Here is a 19,313-nt window from a genome sequence, read left to right on the forward strand (position 1 = left end):
ATTTCACCACCCGTCGATTCCCTCATGCTGCTTCTTTACCAGTCCAACCGCTTGGAGCAATTGGGCCAGCTTTTTTGCGGAATGAGCCAGAGCTTGCCGCTGTCCGACCCGTTCGCGCCGGAAACCGTGATCGTGCAGAGCCGCGGCATGGGGCGCTGGATCACGCTGGACCTGGCGCGCAGCAACGGCGTGGCCGCTAATCTGGACTTCGTGTTGCCGGCGGCCTTCGCTTGGAGGCTGATGCAGCGGGTGATGCCGGAGCTGCCGCGCAAGTCCTCGTTTGCGCCGGAAGTGCTGAGCTGGAGGCTGATGGAGCTGCTGCCAACCTTGGAGGGCGAGCCTTTTCTCGCTTTGTCGCGTTATCTTGAGGGAGGCGAGGCGGCCTGTTTCGAACTGGCCGGCAAAGTGGCGGACATCTTCGACCAATATCTGGTGTTTCGGCCGGACTGGATCCGCGCCTGGGAGGCCGGTCAGTTGCAGGACTTGGGCGAGGACGAAGCCTGGCAGGCCGCGCTGTGGCGGCGGCTGGCCGACAGCGATTCCAGCCGCCATCGCGTGCGCATGCTGGACGAGTTCTTCGCCGAACTGAAGGCCGAGCACTTGCCGGAACGAGTGACGCTGTTCGGCATCGCCAGCCTGGCGCCCATGTATCTGGCCCTGGTCAAGCGGCTGTCCCAACTCACCGACGTCTGCCTGTTCACCCTCAACCCCTGCGAGGCGTATTGGGGCGACATCGTCGACGCGCGCCGCAAGCTCAAGCTGCGGCAAAAGGGCGATTTGTTCGCCACCGAGGGCCATCCTTTATTGGCCTCCTTGGGCAAGCAGGGGCGTGATTTTTTCGAGTTGATCGCCGAAGACAGCGAACTGGATGCGCGCCCCTTGTTCGACGCTCCGCGCGGCGATGCGCTGCTGGCGCGGCTGCAACGCGACATCCTGCAATTGAACGACCCCAAGGACGCGCCGCGGCCGCTGGCGGCGGACGATGATTCGGTGCAGATCCACGCCGCTCACGGGCCGATGCGCGAATTGGAGGTGTTGAAAGACCGCTTGCTGGCGATGTTCCGCGACGACCCGGGGCTCAATCCCGCAGACGTGGCGGTGCTGACCCCGGACATCAATAGCTACGCGCCTTATATCGACGCGGTGTTCGGCGCCCGTCCGCAGGAGGACGCGGCGCCGGATATCCCTTACAGCATCGCCGACCGCCGCATTGCGCGGGAAGAGCCGTTGCTGGCCAGCTACGCCGCCTTGCTGGATCTGGCGGACTCCCGCTTCGCCGCCGATCAGGTGCTGGCCTTGCTGGACGCGCCGGCGCTGCTGCGCCGCTTTGGCTTGGACGACGCCGACGTGCCCTTTGTGCGTCAATGGGCGCGTGAAGCCGGCATCCGCTGGGGGCGGGACGCCGCGCACAAGGCGGCGCTGGGCTTGCCGGCGGATCCTTTGTTTACCTGGCGCTGGGGGTTGGACCGGCTGTTGCTGGGCGCGGTGTTGCCGCCGGCCTTGGCCGGAGACGACAGCGGTCTGTACGCCGGCCTGCTGCCGCACAGCAGCGCTCAGGGCCAGCTGGCGGAAGCGCTGGGGCGTTTCGCCGCTTGCTACCGCGAACTGGAATGCACGGCGGAGGAGTGGGCGCGCCCGGCCAGCCCGGCGCGGTGGGCGGAGCGGCTGCAGCAAGCTTGCGAGCGTTTGTTCGACGCCGACGCCGACGACGAGAAAGCGCTGGAAGTTCTGCGCGGAGCGCTGGCGGAATTGGCGGAGGACGCGGAGTTGGCCGGTTTTGAACAGCCGGTGGGCTTGCCGGTGGTGCGGGATTGGCTCAAGCGCAAGCTCACGCTGGCCTCTCCGCTGGGCTTTCTTTCCGGCGGGGTCACCTTCTGCGCGATGGTGCCGATGCGCTCCATTCCCTTCCGCGTGCTGTGTCTGATCGGCATGAACGACGGCGCTTATCCGCGCGACGAACGCCCGGTCAGCTTTGATCTGGTGGCGCGCCATCCGCGCCGCGGCGACCGCTCGCGCCGCTTCGACGACCGCTATCTGTTTCTGGAGGCCATCCTCTCCGCGCGCGAAAAACTGTACTTGTCCTATGTGGGGCAGTCCGCCCGCAGCGGAGAGACCCTGCCGCCGTCGCCGTTGATCGCCGAGTTGCTGGACTGCTTCTCCGCCATGTGCGGCCAGGATCTCGGCCGGACGTTGACGGTGCGCCATCCGCTACAGCCGTTTTCGCCCGCCGCCTACGACGGCGCGGATCCGCGGCTGGCCAGTTTCGAGCCCACCTTCGCCGCGGCCTTGTCGCAGCCGGAGGCCGCGCCGCGCTCCTTCGCCGGCGTTTTGCCGCCGGCGGCGCTCAGCGGTGTGGTCAATCTGCATGATTTCATCCGCTTCTGGCGCAATCCGGTGCGCGCGTGGTTGGCGGACCGGCTTGCCATCCGTCTGTTTGGCGGCGACGAGGAATTGCCGGTGCGCGAGCCCTTCGCCGTGGACGGCGACGCCAGCCAGGCGGTGCGCAGGCAGTTGGTGGACGCCATGTTGCACCGCCGTCCGCAAGCGCCGGTGCGAGAGCGCGTCGCCGCCGCCGGCCTTTTGCCGCCAGCCGCGCTGGGCCGGGCCTGGCTGGTGGAGGAGGCGCGTTCCAGCGTCAAGCTGGCGGCGCGGCTGCCGGCCGCTCTGAGCCGGGACGTTCTGCCGCCGCAGCCGGTCCATCTGCACGCGGCCGGTCTCACCCTGGTGGGCGAACTCACCGGGCTGCGTCCCGAAGGTCAGCTGGACTTTGTCGTCGGCAAGATCAACGCCGCCCAGCGCGTGGCCCTGTGGCTGAGCCACCTGATTCTGTGCGCGGCGCGGCCGCCGGGCGTGGCTTGCCGCACCGTCTGCTACGACGACACCGGCAGCCTGCTGCTGGAGGACGAGCCGGAGGCTCTGGCCTTGCTAGAGCCTTGGTTGGCGCGCTGGCGCCAGGGCCAGGATCAGCCCTTACCTTGGTTCGGCCGCACCAGTTGGGCTTACGCCGAGACCTTGGCGGCGGAGCCGGAGCGGCGCGACAAGGCGATGCAGAAGGCGCTGGAGAAGTGGGATCCAAGCTTTGTTCGCGAAGGCGGCATGGCGCAAAAGGACGAGGCCGCGATCGCATTGGCCTTTCGCAATCAGCAGCCGCTGGACGACCCTCTGTTCGCCCAATTGGCGGAAACACTGCTGCTGCCGCTGGCGGAACGGCTGCAGGGCGGCGGCGAGGATTGAGGCGGCCGACGCCGGCTTATTCCTCCGGATACGGCGCTTCGAAGTGCTGCTGGTACAGGGCCTGGATCGACCCGTCCCGCCACATGCCGGTCAAGGCCTGCTGAAAGGCCTCCACCACCGGCCGCGGCACGCTGCTTTTGCTGAAGATGAAATAAGCGCCTCCGGTATTCCAGACCGGAGCGAGCGGCACGATCTCCGGTTCCGTAGCCTGGGCCTGCAGCGCCGCGCGCATGGTGGCGCTATTGGCCAGCAACAGGTCTAGCCGCTTGGCCCGCAGTTTTTGGACATTGATGTCCAGCGTCGGCCCGATATCCACGCTGACCGTGGGCGGCGGCTGTTTCAGCCAAGCGTCTATATTCGTCCCGTAGCTATCGCCGCGGGTGACGCCGAGGATGAGCTTGCCGTGCTTGCCCAGGTCCTCCAGCCGGTGCGTCGGCCATTGCGCGACGCGGCTGCGCAGGCCCCACAAACGCACGGTAGTGGGGCTGTAGGCCCAGACGAAGCGGGCGAAAGACTCGCGTTCCGGCGTTTTCAGCGCTTCCATCGCCAGGTCCACCAATCCGTTTTTCAGGCTCAGCAAGGTCCGCGGCCAGGGCATTTGCTGATAGTTGAGCCGGCAGCCGGTCCGGCGAGCGGCTTCGTTGAGCACGGCGACGGAGTAGCCGTCCAGCTGTTGGCGCGCGGACAGGTAGTGGTATGGGGGCCAACTGTCCCACCCTACGCTCAGGCTGCAGACGCTCGGTGTTAGTGGAGGCGCGGCCAGGGCTGGGCCGGCACATAGCGCCGCGGCGCAGATCAATCCGTGGACAGCGGCGCGGAGAGTTCCGGCTTGCAGGCGGCGCATGGTTAGGCTCCAGCGGGAAATGCTTCACTATAGCTGGGCGGTTGGGGATAACTTGACGCTCTCGCTTCATCCTGTGGATAAGGCTCGCTCATAACACCCCTGACCCTGCGTTGCGCCTCCTGGGGGGAAGACTTGTACTGTTTGCGAGGCTCTCTGCGAGGTGCGGCTCTAGGCGGGGAGGGGGAAGGCGGCGGAAATGCGAAAAGGGTCAGCTTGCGCTGACCCTTTTCATTTTGGTGGCGAATCAGGGACTCGAACCCCGGACCTGCGGATTATGATTCCGTCGCTCTAACCGACTGAGCTAATTCGCCATGAAGACTTGTCGAAAACAATTCTTCGCAAACTGTGGTGGCGAATCAGGGACTCGAACCCCGGACCTGCGGATTATGATTCCGTCGCTCTAACCGACTGAGCTAATTCGCCACGTTTTTCGATGCACGAGTGCACCGAGACGCGAAATATACGCAGCCGAAAGCCGGCTGTCAACAAGATTCTCGCGGCGGCCGTCTCACAGTGTGTAGCAGCGATCGCCGCGCAGAAACCCGCTCCAGTCTATGCTCACGCCCTTGCCGAAGCCTATGGCTTTGAACAGCTCGCCCATTTCCGACGGAGACAGTAGTTTTTGGATCGCTGCGGCATGCGGCAGATAAGCGGCGGCGTCCGCCGGGTCCAGTTGCTCCAGCAATTGAGTGATGCCGGCGTTGATCAGGAACTGGGCTTGGGTGGTGTAGCCGATCAGGTCCAGGCCGGCGTCTATGCCGGCTTGGGCCGCCGCGCTGAAATCAACGTGGCAGGTCAGGTCCATCAGGCCGGGAAGGAAGAAGGGATCGTCCACGGTATGGTGGCGGTAATGGCCTATCAGCGTGCCCATATGGCGCTGCGGGTGATAGTACTCGGCGGCGGGGAAGCCGTAATCCAGCAGCAGCACGGCGCCGCGCGCCAGCTTCTGCGCCAGGGTGTGGATGAAACCGATATTGGCCGGGCTGATTTCCGACAGATAGTCGTTGTGACGCGGCTCAATGGCCTGGGCCAGTTGCAGTAGTTGCGGGTCTTCGATGGCGCGGTCCGCCCAGACGAAGCGTTCGCCGTCCAGCGCCACGCCGCGCTGTTGTGGTTCGGGGGTCCAGTGGATCAGCTCGCAGGGCATGGCGTCCAGCACTTCGTTGCCGATGATCACGCCGTCCAACTGCTCCGGCAACTGGTCCAGCCACTGCACGCGCTCGGCCAGATGGGGCAGAGCTTGGCGGATATTATGTTGCTGGCGCTCGATCAGGTCCGGGGACAGGTCGACGATGCAATAGCGTTCCGGCAGCGCGTTCAGCGCTTGCAGTTCGCTGAGAATGTCGATGGCGAGCTTGCCGGTGCCGGCGCCGAACTCGTAGAGAATGTTGGCGGTTTGCGGCAGCAACTCCGCCAGTTGACGCGCCAGCGCGCGGCCGAACAAGGCGCTCATTTCCGGCGCGGTGGTGAAGTCGCCGGCCGCGCCCAGTTTACGGCTGCCGGCGGCGTAGTAGCCGAGGCCGGGCGCGTACAGCGCTAGTTCCATGTAACGGGAGAACGGCATCCAGCCGCCGCGCTGGCGGATTTCCGCCTGGATGGCGTGGACGAGGCGTTGGCTGATGGCCAGCGCGTCGGCGCTGGCGGCGGGTAAGGTGGTCATGGCGGGCATCCTGCTACAATGTGCCGCGATTGTGGTGGAAACTGGCGGACAGGAGAAGAGGGTGACGCTATTTTACCGTTGGATGGCCGGCTGCGCGGGCGGCCTGATGCTGGGACCGGCGCTGGCTGCGCCGCAGTGGACGGTGAGCAAGCCGTATCCGGACAAGCCCTTGCAGGTGGCCAGCCTGGACGGCGAGGCGACGGTGGGGCGCAGTCGTTTTCCAGCGATGCTGGAGCTGGCCTGCCGAGCCGACAGCCCGCCGCTGCGGATGTCGCTGCATGTGTCCGACCAACTGGGCGGTTGGGACGTGCGCCCGTTCGAGGGGCCGGGCGGTCTGGGCGAGCGCCGCAAGCTCAAGCTGGGCATGGCGGGTTTGCGCCGCGGCACGGACAGCCATTTCGCGGGTTGGTACGAGGCGGACGGGCGCTTTGTCTTCGAGTGGCCGTCGCAGGGAGAATTCTTCGCCTGGCAGTCCTCCACGCACAAGGAACTGCTGGTGACGATAGACGGAGCTAGCCGCAAGCACGGCAAATTGGAGGCGCGCTTCACGCTGCCGCCGTCCAGCCAGGCGGCTTTGGCGGTGGCCCTGCCTTGCATGGGCAAGAAGTAGGCGTTGCGGCCGGCGTCATCGCGGCGCAACGCGTGTATGGGAGCCTGCGGCGGCAGGCGGAGATTCAGAGGAGCGGGAATGGCGGATCAGGGGACGACAGGGGAACAGCGGGTGGCGCTGATCAGCGGCGCGGCGCGGCGCGTGGGCGCGGGCATCGCCCGCCATTTGCATGCGCGCGGCCTGCGGGTGGTGCTGCACTATCGCGGTTCGCGCGGCGAGGCGGAGGCCTTGGCGGCGGAGTTGAACACGGAGCGGCAGGACTCCGCGCGGCTGCTGCAGGGGGATTTGCTGGACACGGAGGCCTTGCCGGCGCTGGCGGCGCGGGCGGTGGCGGCATTTGGGCGGCTGGACGGTCTGGTCAACAACGCATCCAGTTTCTTCCCCACTGAGGTGGGTCGGATCGACGAGGCGGCCTGGCATGATCTGATGGGCAGCAATTTGAAGGCGCCATTATTCCTGTCCCAGGCGCTGGCTCCCGAGCTGGCCAAGCGTCGCGGGGCCATCGTCGGCATCGCCGATATCCATGTGGAGCGGCCAATGGCTCGGCACGTGGTCTACAACCTGGCCAAGGCCGGCCATGCCCAACTGATTCGCAGCCTGGCGATAGAGCTGGCGCCGTCGGTGCGGGTCAACGGCGTCTCGCCCGGGGTGAATCTGTGGCCGGAGGACGACGCGTCTTTCGATGCGGCGGAGCGCGCGGCGATAGAGGCCAGTATTCCCTTGCGGCGCACCGGGGTGCCGGAAGACATCGCTCAGGCAGTGGCCTTCTTGTTGTTGGACGCCGGCTACGTCACTGGCCAGATTCTGGCGGTGGACGGCGGCCGCAGCGTGGTGTTGTAGCCGCGGGAGGGATCGGCCGCGCCCGCGCCATATTCGTCGTCATGGATTTCGCCGCGGAAAAACAGTAAAATCGCCTGTTTTTCAATTTCTTAGCCGTACTCCATGTCCGAAGCAAGCAGCGTCCTCGACGACAAGGCCAAAAAGGCCGTGTTTGAAGGCAATAAACTGGCCAAGCGCCTGCGCCACCATGTGGGTGACGCCATCAATGACTTCAATATGATAGAAGAGGGCGACCGCGTGATGGTCTGCCTGTCCGGGGGCAAGGACAGCTATACCTTGCTGGACATTCTGCGCGGCTTGCAGAAGTCCGCGCCTATCGATTTCTCCATCGTGGCGGTCAATCTGGACCAGAAACAGCCGGGCTTCCCCGAGCATGTGCTGCCGGAATATCTGGACTCCATCGGCGTGGAGTACCGCATCGTCGAAGAAGATACTTATTCCATCGTCAAGCGGCTGGTGCCCGAAGGCAAGACCACTTGCAGCCTGTGTTCGCGGCTGCGCCGCGGCATTCTCTACCGCGTGGCCGACGAATTGGGCGCGACCAAGATCGCGCTGGGTCATCACCGCGACGACATCCTGCACACTCTGTTCCTGAATATGTTCTACGGCGGCAAGCTGAAATCCATGCCGCCCAAACTGGTGTCCGACGATGGTCGCCACATGGTGATCCGCCCGCTGGCTTATTGCCGCGAGAAGGATATTGAACGCTACGCCGCGCTGCGCGAATTCCCCATCATTCCATGCAATCTGTGCGGCTCGCAGCCCAATCTGCAGCGCCAAGTGGTCAAGGAAATGGTCAACGACTGGGACCGTCGCTTTCCCGGCCGGCTGGAGAGCATGTTCCGCTCGCTGCAAAATGTGGTGCCGTCCCACCTGGCCGACACCGCTTTGTTCGACTTTGCCGGCCTGAAGACCGGCGACGCCCCGTTCGAAGGCGGCGATACTGCTTTCGACAAGGAAGAATTCCGCGATCCGCCGCCGCCTAGGGACGACGAGGCCGAAGCGGCGCCGAAGAAGCGCACCATCAGTATTCTGGATTCGCGTAATCCAGCGGGCGAGGGCTCCGGCTGTGGCGCGTAGGGCCTTGCATCCGTTCCGCCGCCGCGTGCGCGCCGCTGTGGATGAAATGCCGGAGGTGGAGATATCGGAGGCCGGCAATATCCGCTCGCTGCATTTGGGTTCGGAAACCATACAGAGTTCTATGGATCTGGATGACCCCGCCGAACTGGTGTTGTCGTATAGCCGGGCGATGATGGGTTTCCTGTTGTGGAACGACGAACCGCAGCATATTTTGCAGATTGGGCTGGGCGGTGGTTCGCTGGCGCGCTTCATCGATGAATATCTGCCGGACACGGTCAGCGTGGCGGTGGATATCAACCCTCAGGTGATCGCGGTGGCGCGGGCTTTTTTCCAGCTGCCGGAGGAAGGCGACTTTTTCGAAATCATCGAGGCCGACGGCGCGGACTACGTGAAAATTTTCCGCGGTTCCACCGATGCCATCCTGGTGGATGGTTTCGATGGCTTGCAGATTGTTGACGAGTTGACCACCGAGGACTTCTTTGAGGACTGCAAGCGCGCCTTGAGTCCCAAGGGGGTGTTCGTCACCAATTGGTGGAGCGGCGACAAACGCTATCAAAGCTTCGTCGAACGTTTGCTTAATGTATTCGAGGGCAGGGTGCTGGAGCTGCCTTCCGCCAGTCATGGCAATGTGGCGGTCATGGCTTTCCGTCAAAGCCCGACGCTGACTCAATGGGAGGCCTTGAAGGAGCGGGCCGACCGGATGGAGTGCCGTTTCGGGTTGGAGTTCGGAGAGTTCGTCAATCGCTTGAAGTTGACTAATCAGCACACAGCGGGCCATCTGCTGATTTGAACGATGTCGCCCGGCGTACATTTGCTTACTCAATGGCTGTGGGTAAGCGGCGTATAATGCCGGCATACATGCCGTCAGCGGGCGGTTAACTGCGGCCAAGGGTGTTTGCGGGATGGTTTGCACCCTCGCCTCAACTGCGAAGAGAATCCGCTTGAGCGGTTTCTGAGGCAGATCAGTACGGACAGAAACGGAAGGCGGCAAGCTGGCTTGCCGTTGAATGAACTTTATGGCGGTGGATCGGACAGTTTAGGGCAGGCACGGCGCGGGCGGTTTCGCTTTCGCGCCGCTTGTCGTGAACGTCGTCGGATCCGCCGCTATCGTATTTACATACTGTTGGGACTTATACCGTGATCAAGCAGCAACTGCTCAATCGGATTGCAGACAAATCCGCCGTCATCGGCATCGTGGGCCTGGGCTATGTCGGCCTGCCGCTGATGCTGCGCTTCGCCGAAGTCGGCTACAAAGTGCTGGGCTTCGATATCGACCAGGGCAAGGTGGACGCCCTGATGGCAGGCCAAAGCTATATCGAACACATCGGCGCGGACAGCATCGCCACCGCGCTGAGCCGCGGTTTCGAAGCCACCACCGATTTCTCTCGCGCTGTCGAAGCCGACACGCTGATTTTGTGCGTGCCGACGCCGTTGAACAAATACCGCGAGCCGGATCTGTCCTTCGTGCTGAACACCATAGACAGCCTGGTGCCCTATCTGCGCGAAGGCCACCTGGTGTCGCTGGAGTCCACCACCTATCCGGGCACCACCGACGAAGAACTACTGCCGCGCATGGAATCGCGCGGGTTGAAGGTGGGCGACAACGCCTTCCTGGTGTTCTCGCCGGAGCGCGAAGATCCGGGCAATCCGGACTTCACCACCCGCACCATTCCCAAGGTGTGCGGCGGTGTGACCCCGGCCTGCCAGGAAATCGGCGTGGCGCTGTACAGCGCGGTGATCGACAAGGTGGTGCCGGTGTCCTCCACCCGCGCCGCGGAAATGACCAAGCTGCTGGAAAACATCCACCGCGCGGTGAACATCGGCCTGGTCAACGAGATGAAGATCGTCGCCGACAAGATGGGCATCGACATCCACGAAGTGATCCGCGCGGCGGCCACCAAGCCGTTCGGCTTCGTGCCCTACTATCCGGGTCCGGGGCTGGGCGGCCACTGCATTCCGATCGACCCGTTCTACCTGACCTGGAAAGCGCGCGAATACGGCGTCAACACCCGTTTCATCGAGCTGGCCGGCGAAGTGAACAGCAATATGCCCGACTACGTGGTGTCCAAAGTGGCGGCCGCGCTGAACCTGCGCAAGAAGTCCATCAACGGCAGCCGCGTGCTGGTGCTGGGTATCGCCTATAAGAAGAACGTCGACGACATGCGCGAAAGCCCGTCGGTGTTCCTGATGGAGAAGCTGCGCGATCTGGGCGCGGAAGTGGCCTACAGCGACCCGCACGTGCCGGTGTTCCCCAAGATGCGCGAGCATCATTTCGAGCTGTCCAGCGTGGCCTTGAGCGCGGAGAGCCTGGCCGGCTACGACTGCGTGCTGCTGGCCACCGACCACGACAAGTTCGACTACGCGCAGATCAAGGCGCACGCGCAACTGGTGGTGGACAGCCGCGGCAAGTATCTGGAGCCGGCGGACAACATCGTCAAGGCCTAAGCCGCAACGCCGCGCGTCTTGTCCCTGCGCTTGCCGGGCGTGGTGAGACAAGTGCCCAAGCGGGTGCATCGTTAAGCGATGCGCCCGCGTGTTTTGAAGGAATTTGAGGCAGAACCATGCAAACATTGCACCTTCCCCCGATTACCGACCGCAAGATCCGCTTCGCGCTGGTGGGCTGCGGCCGCATCGCCCAGAACCACTTCGGCGCGCTGGAGCAGCACGCCGACCGCGCCGAGCTGGTCGACGTTTGCGACATCGACCCGGCCGCCCTGACGGCGGCGGTGGCGCGCACCGGTGCGCGCGGCCACGCCAGCCTGGCCGAGATGCTGGGCAAGACCGACGCCGACATCGTTATCCTGACCACGCCCTCCGGCTTGCATCCGAGCCAGAGCATCGCCTGCTCGGAAGCCGGTTTCCACGTGATGACGGAAAAGCCGATGGCGACCCGATGGGAAGATGGCCTGGAAATGGTCAAGGCCGCCGACCGCGCCAACAAGCATCTGTTCGTGGTCAAGCAAAACCGCCGCAACGCCACCTTGCAGCTCTTGAAGCGTGCGATGCGGGAGAAGCGCTTTGGCCGTATCTACATGGTCAACGTCAATGTGTTCTGGACCCGTCCGCAGGAGTACTACGACGCGGCCGGCTGGCGCGGCACCTGGGAGTTCGACGGCGGCGCCTTCATGAACCAGGCCAGTCATTACGTGGATCTGCTGGACTGGCTGATCGGCCCGGTGGAAAGCGTGCAGGCTTACACCGCGACGCTGGCGCGCAATATCGAGGTGGAGGACACCGGGACCGTCAGCGTCAAATGGCGCAGCGGCGCGCTGGGCAGCATGAACGTGACCATGCTGACCTACCCGAAGAACCTGGAAGGCAGCATCACCATCCTGGGCGAGAAGGGCTCGGTGCGCGTGGGCGGCATGGCGGTCAATGAAATCCAGCATTGGGAATTCGCCGAGCCGCATGCGATGGACGAAGACATCAAGCAGGCCAGCTACGCCACCACCAGCGTTTACGGTTTCGGCCACCCCTTGTACTACGACAATGTGATCAAGACCATGCGCGGCGAAGCCGAGCCGGAGACGGACGGCCGCGAAGGGTTGAAGTCGCTTGAGCTGCTTATCGCGATGTACCTGTCCGCGCGCGACGGCCGCCGTGTCAGCCTGCCGCTGGATTATTGAGACCTAGGCATGATGCGGAAGATTCTGGACGGCGTGCTGTGGGGCTTGGGGTTCTGGTTGGTCGGCGGCGGTTTGATGCTGATGTTCTCGTCCTTCAACAGCCATCAGCAGGCAGGACGCCAGTCTGACGCCCGAGCGGTCCAATCCGGCGACGTGGAAGATCAATGGTCGCGCAGCGAGAAATTACTGGAGCGCCAGGAGCACTCCATGGCGCACTCCGAACAACAACTAATCCGCCTGGATAAGATTTTGGACAAATGGGAGCGGCAAAAATGAGCCAGGTTCACATCCACCCCAGCGCCATCGTCGACGACGGCGCGCAGATCGGTGAGAACACCCGCGTCTGGCACTGGGTCCATATTTGCGGCGGCGCTCAGATCGGCGCCGGCTGTTCCTTCGGCCAGAACGTGTTCGTGGGCAACGACGTGCTGATCGGCGACAACGTCAAGGTGCAGAACAATGTGTCCATCTACGATGCGGTGACGCTGGAGGACGATGTGTTTTGCGGCCCGTCCATGGTGTTCACCAATGTCAACAATCCGCGCAGCCATGTCGCGCGCAAGAATGAGTACCGCCGCACCCTGGTGAAGCGAGGGGCGTCCATCGGGGCCAACGCCACCGTGGTGTGCGGCCACACCATAGGCGAGTACGCCTTCGTCGGCGCCGGGGCGGTGGTGACCCGCGATGTGCCGGCCTACGCGCTGATGGTGGGCACGCCGGCCAAACGCATCGGCTGGATGTGTTCCTGCGGCGAGAGGCTGGCCAACGACATCGGCACCCACAGCTGCCCGGCCTGCGGCAAGCATTACGAGGTGGGCGGCAATCACTGCTCGCCGCTCAAGAACGACTGACAAGCCTTCCTGATGCGGCTTTGCTTCAGGGCGCTGCTCAGTTGTTCTACGTGTCGCTATTGATGCGATATCTTTCAAAAATTGATTTGGGGTTGATCCCGTTATGTCCATCCAGTTCATTGATCTGAAAGCGCAGTACCAGCACCTGAAAGCCGACATCGACGTCCGCATCCACGCGGTGCTGGACCACGGCCAGTACATCATGGGGCCGGAGGTGAAGGAGGTGGAGCAGGGGCTGGCGGAATACACCGGCGCCAAGCACGCCATCGGCGTCTGCGACGGGACCAAGGCGCTGCTGATCGCGATGATGGCTTTGGACATTGGTCCCGGCGACGAAGTGATCACCACCCCGTTCACCTTCATCGCCACCGGCGAGATGATCGCCTTGCTGGGGGCCAAGCCGGTGTTCGTCGACATCGATCCCGTCAGCTACAACCTGGACCCGGCGCTGTTGGAAGCGGCGATTACGCCCCGCACCCGGGCCATCATGCCGGTGAGCCTGTACGGTCAGTGCGCTGATTTCGACGCTATCAACGCCATCGCCGCCAAACACGGCGTCGCGGTGATCGAGGACGGCGCGCAGAGCTTCGGCGCCAGCCAGAACGGCAAGAAGTCCGGCAATCTGTCCACCATAGGCTGCACCAGCTTCTTCCCCAGCAAGCCCTTGGGCTGCTACGGCGACGGCGGTGCCTGCTTCACCAACGACGACGCGCTGGCCAAGAAAATGCGCGAGATTCGCGTGCACGGCCAGGACCGCCGCTATCACCACCCCATCATCGGCCTGAACGGCCGGCTGGACACCATACAGGCGGCGGTGCTGCTGGCCAAGCTGCCTAGCTTCGCCGACGAAGTGGCGGCGCGCGAGCGCATCGGCGCGCGTTACAGCGCGCTGCTGCGCGAGGTGGCGCGGGTGCCGGTGATCGCCGAGGGCAACAGTCATGTCTACGCGCAGTACACCATCGAGGTGGACGATCGCGAGGCGGTGCAGGCCAAGCTGAAGGAGTTGGGCGTGCCCACCGCCGTGCATTACCCGATTCCGCTGCATCTGCAGCCGGCTTTCGCTCACCTGAACCTGCCGGAAGGCAGCTTCCCGCTGTCGGAGGCCGCCGGCCGCCGCGTGATGAGCCTGCCTATGCACCCCTTCCTGGACGAGGCGACGCAAGACGCCGTCGTCGCCGCGGTCAAGCAGGCGCTGGCCTGAGCGCATGGGCTTGTTGCTGTCCCGCCTGCCCAAGAGCGGCTTCATCCGCCACATCATCACCCTGATCACCGGGGCGGCGGTGGCGCAGGTGATTCCGCTGCTGGTGTCGCCGTTGATCACCCGCCTGTACAACCCGCACGAGGTGGGGGTGCAGGCGGTCTACGTCTCCTGGCTGTCCACGCTGGCGGTGCTGGCCACCGCCCGTTACGAGATGGCCATCGTGCTGCCGGCCGAGGAGAAGCGGGCCGGCAATCTGATGGGTCTGTCCATCGCCTGCGCGCTGGCCTTGTCCCTGCTGGTGGCCGTGGTGGTGGCCTTTGACGGCCACGCCCATATCGCCCGCCATCTGGGCGCGCCGGAACTGGAGCCCTGGCTGCTGCTGCTGCCCTTGTCCGTCGCGCTGGCGGGCTTGATGCAGGCCTGGACCAACTGGAACAACCGCCATCGCCGCTACCAGGCCAACGCCAACGGCCGCATGCTGCAGTCGCTGAGCATGGCCGCCACCCAGGTGGGGCTCGGCTGGGCCGGCGCCGGCGCGGCCGGCCTGATCCTGGGCCAACTGGCCGGTCAGCTCGGCTCCCTGTTGGCGCAGACCTGGCAGGACCTCAAGGCCCGCTTCGCCTGGCGCCATGAACTCAGCCGCGCCGGTATGCGCGAGGTGGCGCGCGCCTATATCGAATTTCCCAAGATCAACGCGCCGCACGCCTTGAGCACCGCCTTGCTGGATTCAGCGACCTTGGTGGCGCTGACCATGCTGGCGGGCACCGCCTCCGTGGGCTTCTATGGCCTGATGATGCGTGTGTTGAAGTTGCCGGCGGCGCTGATCGGCCAGGCGGTGGCGCAAGTGGCCTATCGCGAGCTGGCCGACGCCCGCAATCAGCGTCAGCCGCTGCGGCCCATTTTGCGCAAGATGATGCTGACGCTGGGCGGCATGGCCTTGCTGCCCTTTCTGGTGATACAACTGGCCGGGGAACCCTTGTTCTCGCTGGTGTTCGGACAGAACTGGGCTACCGCCGGACGTTATGCGGAGGCGATGTCGCTCTATATCCTGTTCCACTTCGTCGCCTCGCCGTTGGGCATGGTGCCGCCGGTGATCAATCGCCAGCGCCAGGCTTTTCTGTGGTCCTTGCTGCAGGCTGTGTTGTTTCTGGGCACGATGTGGGCCGGTTTCATGCTGTGGAACGACGCGGTGGCCACCTTCCAACTGGTGTCGGTGGTGATGGCCGCGTACTTCCTGGCTTATTTTTCATGGCTTTACAAGGCAGCCCGATGAATTGGCACGCTCTATTCCGCCGCATCCGTTTCCGCCTGTCGGCGTGGGTGCAGCCCAGAATGGTGTATGGATTCACCCGCGGCGACGGGGTGTTCCTCAAACGCACCCGGGTGTCCAACATGACCCGCATCGAACATGTCGGCAAGCTGATGGTGGACGACAATGTCTACATCGGCCATTTCAATCTGATCGACGCCTCCGGCGGCCTGTATATCGGAGAAGGTTGTCAGATCACCAACTATGTTTCGCTGTTGACCCACTCCAGCCATGTGGCCATCCGCCTGTACGGCGACCGCTACCTGGAGAGCAACAATCACGTCGGCTATCTGAAAAAGCCCACCAAGCTGGGCCCGTACAGTTTCGTAGGCCCGCACTCGGTGCTGATGCCGGGCGTGGAGCTGGGCAAGGGCAGCATGGTGTCGGCTTACAGTTATGTGCCGGCCGGCAGCTATCCCGATTTCGCCATCCTGGCCGGCAACCCGGCGCGGGTAGTGGGCGATACCCGCGAGATGGACGCCAAATGGCTGGACGAGCATCCGGAATTGCTGCCCTTGTACGAGGCATGGGCGCATGATTGAGCCTGTGAGAAGCAAGATCGCCAGCGTTGCGGTGGTGGGGGCCGCCTCGGTGCATACCTGGCGTTTTTTGCGCGGCATCGCGCCGCATGTGGATCAATTATTCCTGGCCTGCAACGGCGAGGTTCCGGCGGATGTGGCGCCCTTGCTGGCCGGCAGCCTGCGCGTGGACTTCCGCCTGGCGGCCTTGGGCACGGTGGCGCGCCTGCGCGCCTGGCTGCGCGAGACGCGGCCGCAGCTGCTGCACATCCATCAGGCCAACAGCGTGGCCTGGCACGGCAGCCGCGCGGCCGCCAGCCTGGATTTGCCGATGGCGCTGACCGCCTGGGGCTCCGATGTGCTGCTGCTGCCTGACCGCAATCCGCTGATGCGGGCGATGGTGCGCGCCAATCTGGCCGCCGCCGACGCGATCACCTCGGACTCCCTGCACATGGCGGCGAAGATCCGCGAGCTGGCCGGCGAGGACTGCCGCATCCGCCTGCTCAATTACGGCATGGACGCCATGCCGGCGCCGGCGGCCAGCGCGGGCAAGAGCAAGACAGTGCTGTCCTGCCGGCTGCACAAGCCCTTGTACCGCATCGACGCCATTCTGCGCGCCTGGGAGCGGGTGGAACGCGGCGATCGCTTTGGCGATTGGCGCTTGACCGTGGCCGCCAGCGGCAGCGAAACCGAAGCGCTGCGGCGCCTGGCCGCCGAGCTGGGGCTGCAACGTGTCGACTTCGCGGGCTTCGTCGACAGCGCGACGCTGGGGCGGATGTACGCGGAGTCCAGAGTCTTCGTCAGCGTGCCGCGCTCGGACGCCACCAGCATCAGCCTGCTGGAGGCGATGGGCCACGGCTGCTTGCCCTTGCTGTCCAATCTGCCGGCCAACGGCGAATGGGTGATAGACGGACTCAACGGCGTGATCGCCGAGGACGTGGGGCGTTTGGACGAGGCCTTGCTGCGCGCGATGGAATGGGCCGGCGAGGACGCGAAGCTGGACGAGGCCGCCGCGCTCAACCGCCGGCTGGTGGCCGACAAGGGGCTGCATCAGCCGAATATGGCCGGCTTTGCCCGGCTGTACCGGGAACTGCTGGGTTCCGACAACTAGGATTTTGCCGCGGGCCCGAGATCGTTGCGGGCCGGGCGGCCGCAAAACAGAGCTTAATATGAAAATTGCCCATCTCACTTCCGCTCATCCCCGTCACGACATCCGAATCTTCGTCAAGGAGTGCGCGAGCCTGGCCGCGGCAGGGCATGAGGTGACGCTGATCGTGGCCGACGGCCAGGGCGAGGAGATCAACCGCGGCGTGCGCTTTCACGATGTGGGCCCCAAATCCGGCGGCCGGCTGGCGCGGATGACCGGCACCGTCAAGCGCGTCTACCAGGCTGCGCTGAAGCTGCGCCCGGACGTGGTCCACTTTCACGACCCGGAGCTGATCCCCGCCGCGCTGCGCCTTAAGCAGGCCGGCATCAAGGTGGTCTACGACGTGCACGAGGACGTGCCGCGCCAAATCCTGGCCAAGCACTGGATACCCGGCGCGGTGCGGCCCCTGGTGTCCAGCGGCTTTGAAACGCTGGAGGACTGGGCGGCGCGCCGCTTCGACGCGGTGGTGACTTCGACGCCGCACATCCGCAAGCGCTTCGAGAAACTGGGCGCGCGCGCACTGGATGTGTGCAACTTCCCCATCCTGGAAGAACTGGTGCGAGACACGCCGTGGGAACAGCGCCGCAACGAATTGTGCTATATCGGCGGCATCTCGCGCATCCGCGGCATCGAACCCATCGTCGAGGCGCTGCCGGATACCGCGACGCGCTTGAACCTGGCCGGGCCGTGGAGCGAGAGTGACCTGAAGGCCCGGGTGTCGGCCCGGCCCGGCTGGGCACGGGTCAATGACCTGGGCGTGTTGGACCGCAAGGGCGTGGCCGAGGTGCTGGCCAAGAGCAAGATCGGCCTGGTGACGCTGTTTCCGACGCCGAATTATGTCGATGCCTTGCCGATCAAGTTGTTCGAATACATGGCCGCCGGCATGCCGGTGATCGCGTCGGATTTTCCGGTGTGGCGCGAAATCGTGGCCGACGCCGGCTGCGGCCTGCTGGTGGACCCGCAGGACCCGGCGGCCATCGCCGCCGCCGTCAACGAACTGATGGCTGACGAAGCGCGCATGCGCGCGCTGGGCGAAGCCGGCAAGCAGGCGGTATTGAACAAATACAGTTGGGCGGCGGAGGCCGACAAGTTGGTCAAGCTGTACGCGACCTTGTAAATCATGAAAATTCTCTACATCAACCACTATGCCGGCAGCCCCCGGCATGGCATGGAATTCCGCCCCTATTATCTGGCGCGGGAATGGGTGAAGGCCGGCCACGAAGTCAATATGCTGGCCGCCGATGTGTCCCATCTGCGTCAGACCCATCCGCAAGTGGACGGCAAATACCGCGACGAGGATATCGACGGCATCCGTTACACCTGGTGCCGCACGCGTCCTTACGAGGGCAACGGCGTGGGCCGCGTGCTCAATATCTTCAGCTTCCTGGCTCGGGTAATGGGCTTGTCCGGCCGCTATCGGAAACACTGGAAGCCGGACGTGGTGATCGCTTCGTCCACCTATCCGCTGGATACGGTGCCGGCGGCCTGGATCGCCGCCAAGACCGGCGCGCGCTTGGTGTACGAGGTGCATGATCTGTGGCCGCTGACGCCGGTGGAGGTGGGCGGCATGTCGCCCAAGCATCCCTTCATCCGTCTGCTGCAGTGGGCCGAGGATTTCGGCTACCGCAAGGCCGACACCGTGGTGTCCATGCTGCCCTGCGCCAAGGACTATATGGTGGCGCACGGCATGGACCCGGCCAAGTACGTGGTGATTCCCAACGGCGTCGATGTCGGGGAATGGCGGGGAGAGGCTGAGGCGCTGCCGGCCGAGCACCGGATGCGGCTGGCGGAACTGAAAGCGCAGGGGCGTTTCCTGATCGGCTATGCCGGCGGGCATGGCTTGGCCAATGCGTTGGATTACCTGCTGGAAGCGGCGGCGCTGATGCGGGACGCGCCGGTGACTTTCGTTCTGGTCGGCGACGGCCCGGACAAGGAGGCCTTGGCGGCACGCGCCGCCGAACTGGGGCTGGACAATGTGATGTTGCTGCCGGCCATCGCCAAGCGCGCGGTCCCGGGCTTCCTCGCTGAAATGGACGCCTTGTTCATAGGCTGGCGCAAACTGCGGATCTATCGCTTTGGCATCAACCCCAATAAACTGTTCGACTACCTGATGGCCGGCAAGCCGGTGATCCATTCGGTGGAGGCCGGCAACGATATGGTGAAGGACGCCGGCGCCGGCATCAGCGTGGGCGCCGAGGATCCGGCCGCGATCGCCGACGCGGCGCGGTGGATGGCGGCGCTGCCGGCCGAGGAGCGCGGGCGCATGGGCGCGGCGGGCAAGGCCTATGTGCTGGAACACCATGATTACGCGGTGCTGGCGCGGCGCTTCCTGGCGGCGGTGACGCGGTAACCGAACTGTAGCCAGGAAGCCTGTTTTCGGGCGTTCCGCTAGA

At 64.5% G+C, this 19,313-nt stretch carries 17 protein-coding genes and 2 tRNA genes; 15 read left to right on the forward strand and 4 right to left on the reverse strand.

From position 1 onward, the window contains the following. Positions 1 to 24: 24 nt before the first annotated feature. Positions 25 to 3,234 (forward strand): exodeoxyribonuclease V subunit gamma, encoded by a 3,210-nt coding sequence (gene recC, locus MOV80_RS21080; protein WP_043594041.1) that lies wholly within the window; start codon positions 25 to 27, stop codon positions 3,232 to 3,234. Between the two features lie 16 nt (positions 3,235 to 3,250). Here the strand turns inward: recC and MOV80_RS21085 are convergent, their stop codons facing one another. The 4 genes from MOV80_RS21085 to MOV80_RS21100 form a co-directional block, all read right to left on the reverse strand. Continuing rightward, positions 3,251 to 4,078, reverse strand: coding sequence for a transporter substrate-binding domain-containing protein (locus tag MOV80_RS21085; protein WP_019102697.1), 828 nt, complete (start codon positions 4,076 to 4,078; stop codon positions 3,251 to 3,253). Positions 4,079 to 4,312: 234 nt separating this feature from the next. After that, a tRNA-Met gene (locus MOV80_RS21090) sits at positions 4,313 to 4,389 on the reverse strand. 35 nt (positions 4,390 to 4,424) lie between these two features. Beyond that, positions 4,425 to 4,501: transfer RNA gene (locus MOV80_RS21095), tRNA-Met, on the reverse strand. Positions 4,502 to 4,586: 85 nt separating this feature from the next. Beyond that, positions 4,587 to 5,738, reverse strand: a complete 1,152-nt coding sequence (locus MOV80_RS21100; RefSeq protein WP_019102698.1) for an SAM-dependent methyltransferase — start codon at positions 5,736 to 5,738, stop codon at positions 4,587 to 4,589. A gap of 61 nt (positions 5,739 to 5,799) precedes the next feature. Here MOV80_RS21100 and MOV80_RS21105 point away from each other — a divergent pair, with 61 nt between their 5' ends. The 14 genes from MOV80_RS21105 (at position 5,800) to MOV80_RS21170 (ending at position 19,270) form a co-directional block, all read left to right on the forward strand. Next, a complete protein-coding gene (locus tag MOV80_RS21105) occupies positions 5,800 to 6,348 on the forward strand; it encodes a hypothetical protein (RefSeq protein ID WP_157222119.1) in 549 nt (182 codons plus the stop codon). A 78-nt stretch (positions 6,349 to 6,426) separates the two neighbouring features. Then, entirely contained in the window at positions 6,427 to 7,188 is a 762-nt protein-coding gene (locus tag MOV80_RS21110; protein WP_249605459.1) for a pteridine reductase, read from the forward strand. 102 nt (positions 7,189 to 7,290) lie between these two features. Next, the gene (gene ttcA / locus MOV80_RS21115) at positions 7,291 to 8,268 is read left to right on the forward strand and encodes a tRNA 2-thiocytidine(32) synthetase TtcA (protein ID WP_019102701.1); all 978 of its coding nucleotides are present in this window, start codon (positions 7,291 to 7,293) and stop codon (positions 8,266 to 8,268) included. Then, positions 8,258 to 9,058 (forward strand): polyamine aminopropyltransferase, encoded by an 801-nt coding sequence (locus MOV80_RS21120; RefSeq protein WP_039755638.1) that lies wholly within the window; start codon positions 8,258 to 8,260, stop codon positions 9,056 to 9,058. The genes ttcA and MOV80_RS21120 overlap by 11 nt, the downstream gene beginning before the upstream one ends. A gap of 350 nt (positions 9,059 to 9,408) precedes the next feature. Further along, positions 9,409 to 10,713, forward strand: a complete 1,305-nt coding sequence (locus MOV80_RS21125) for a nucleotide sugar dehydrogenase (protein ID WP_039755644.1) — start codon at positions 9,409 to 9,411, stop codon at positions 10,711 to 10,713. Positions 10,714 to 10,829: 116 nt separating this feature from the next. After that, complete coding sequence (locus MOV80_RS21130; protein ID WP_019102704.1) at positions 10,830 to 11,894, forward strand: Gfo/Idh/MocA family oxidoreductase; 1,065 nt, start codon at positions 10,830 to 10,832, stop codon at positions 11,892 to 11,894. Between the two features lie 9 nt (positions 11,895 to 11,903). Next, the gene (locus tag MOV80_RS21135) at positions 11,904 to 12,170 is read left to right on the forward strand and encodes a hypothetical protein (RefSeq protein WP_019102705.1); all 267 of its coding nucleotides are present in this window, start codon (positions 11,904 to 11,906) and stop codon (positions 12,168 to 12,170) included. Continuing rightward, complete coding sequence (locus MOV80_RS21140; protein ID WP_118266483.1) at positions 12,167 to 12,745, forward strand: acyltransferase; 579 nt, start codon at positions 12,167 to 12,169, stop codon at positions 12,743 to 12,745. Before MOV80_RS21135 ends, MOV80_RS21140 begins: the two co-directional genes overlap by 4 nt. Positions 12,746 to 12,848: 103 nt before the next feature. Beyond that, a complete protein-coding gene (locus MOV80_RS21145; protein WP_019102707.1) occupies positions 12,849 to 13,946 on the forward strand; it encodes a DegT/DnrJ/EryC1/StrS family aminotransferase in 1,098 nt (365 codons plus the stop codon). Between the two features lie 4 nt (positions 13,947 to 13,950). Continuing rightward, positions 13,951 to 15,219, forward strand: coding sequence for a lipopolysaccharide biosynthesis protein (locus MOV80_RS21150; RefSeq protein WP_019102708.1), 1,269 nt, complete (start codon positions 13,951 to 13,953; stop codon positions 15,217 to 15,219). Further along, positions 15,216 to 15,797: an acyltransferase gene (locus MOV80_RS21155; protein ID WP_043594537.1), complete on the forward strand. Its 582-nt coding sequence runs from the start codon at positions 15,216 to 15,218 to the stop codon at positions 15,795 to 15,797. Before MOV80_RS21150 ends, MOV80_RS21155 begins: the two co-directional genes overlap by 4 nt. Continuing rightward, positions 15,790 to 16,884: a glycosyltransferase family 4 protein gene (locus MOV80_RS21160; RefSeq protein WP_249605460.1), complete on the forward strand. Its 1,095-nt coding sequence runs from the start codon at positions 15,790 to 15,792 to the stop codon at positions 16,882 to 16,884. Before MOV80_RS21155 ends, MOV80_RS21160 begins: the two co-directional genes overlap by 8 nt. Before the next feature lie 58 nt (positions 16,885 to 16,942). Continuing rightward, positions 16,943 to 18,037, forward strand: coding sequence for a glycosyltransferase family 4 protein (locus MOV80_RS21165; RefSeq protein WP_043594540.1), 1,095 nt, complete (start codon positions 16,943 to 16,945; stop codon positions 18,035 to 18,037). Positions 18,038 to 18,040: 3 nt separating this feature from the next. Beyond that, positions 18,041 to 19,270: a glycosyltransferase family 4 protein gene (locus MOV80_RS21170; protein ID WP_043594542.1), complete on the forward strand. Its 1,230-nt coding sequence runs from the start codon at positions 18,041 to 18,043 to the stop codon at positions 19,268 to 19,270. Positions 19,271 to 19,313: the final 43 nt, after the last annotated feature.

This window comes from Chromobacterium sp. IRSSSOUMB001, from assembly GCF_023507765.1.
GTDB classification, from domain to species: Bacteria; Pseudomonadota; Gammaproteobacteria; order Burkholderiales; family Chromobacteriaceae; genus Chromobacterium; species Chromobacterium haemolyticum.

What these genes read in the sequence shown, in the direction of transcription:
- recC (WP_043594041.1), top strand. Translation starts at nt 25, where the DNA reads ATGCTGCTTCTTTACCAGTCCAACCGCTTGGAGCAATTGGGCCAGCTT.
- MOV80_RS21085 (WP_019102697.1), bottom strand. Translation starts at nt 4,078, where the DNA reads ATGCGCCGCCTGCAAGCCGGAACTCTCCGCGCCGCTGTCCACGGATTG.
- MOV80_RS21100 (WP_019102698.1), bottom strand. Translation starts at nt 5,738, where the DNA reads ATGACCACCTTACCCGCCGCCAGCGCCGACGCGCTGGCCATCAGCCAA.
- MOV80_RS21110 (WP_249605459.1), top strand. Translation starts at nt 6,427, where the DNA reads ATGGCGGATCAGGGGACGACAGGGGAACAGCGGGTGGCGCTGATCAGC.
- ttcA (WP_019102701.1), top strand. Translation starts at nt 7,291, where the DNA reads ATGTCCGAAGCAAGCAGCGTCCTCGACGACAAGGCCAAAAAGGCCGTG.
- MOV80_RS21130 (WP_019102704.1), top strand. Translation starts at nt 10,830, where the DNA reads ATGCAAACATTGCACCTTCCCCCGATTACCGACCGCAAGATCCGCTTC.
- MOV80_RS21135 (WP_019102705.1), top strand. Translation starts at nt 11,904, where the DNA reads ATGATGCGGAAGATTCTGGACGGCGTGCTGTGGGGCTTGGGGTTCTGG.
- MOV80_RS21140 (WP_118266483.1), top strand. Translation starts at nt 12,167, where the DNA reads ATGAGCCAGGTTCACATCCACCCCAGCGCCATCGTCGACGACGGCGCG.
- MOV80_RS21145 (WP_019102707.1), top strand. Translation starts at nt 12,849, where the DNA reads ATGTCCATCCAGTTCATTGATCTGAAAGCGCAGTACCAGCACCTGAAA.
- MOV80_RS21150 (WP_019102708.1), top strand. Translation starts at nt 13,951, where the DNA reads ATGGGCTTGTTGCTGTCCCGCCTGCCCAAGAGCGGCTTCATCCGCCAC.
- MOV80_RS21155 (WP_043594537.1), top strand. Translation starts at nt 15,216, where the DNA reads ATGAATTGGCACGCTCTATTCCGCCGCATCCGTTTCCGCCTGTCGGCG.
- MOV80_RS21160 (WP_249605460.1), top strand. Translation starts at nt 15,790, where the DNA reads ATGATTGAGCCTGTGAGAAGCAAGATCGCCAGCGTTGCGGTGGTGGGG.
- MOV80_RS21165 (WP_043594540.1), top strand. Translation starts at nt 16,943, where the DNA reads ATGAAAATTGCCCATCTCACTTCCGCTCATCCCCGTCACGACATCCGA.
- MOV80_RS21170 (WP_043594542.1), top strand. Translation starts at nt 18,041, where the DNA reads ATGAAAATTCTCTACATCAACCACTATGCCGGCAGCCCCCGGCATGGC.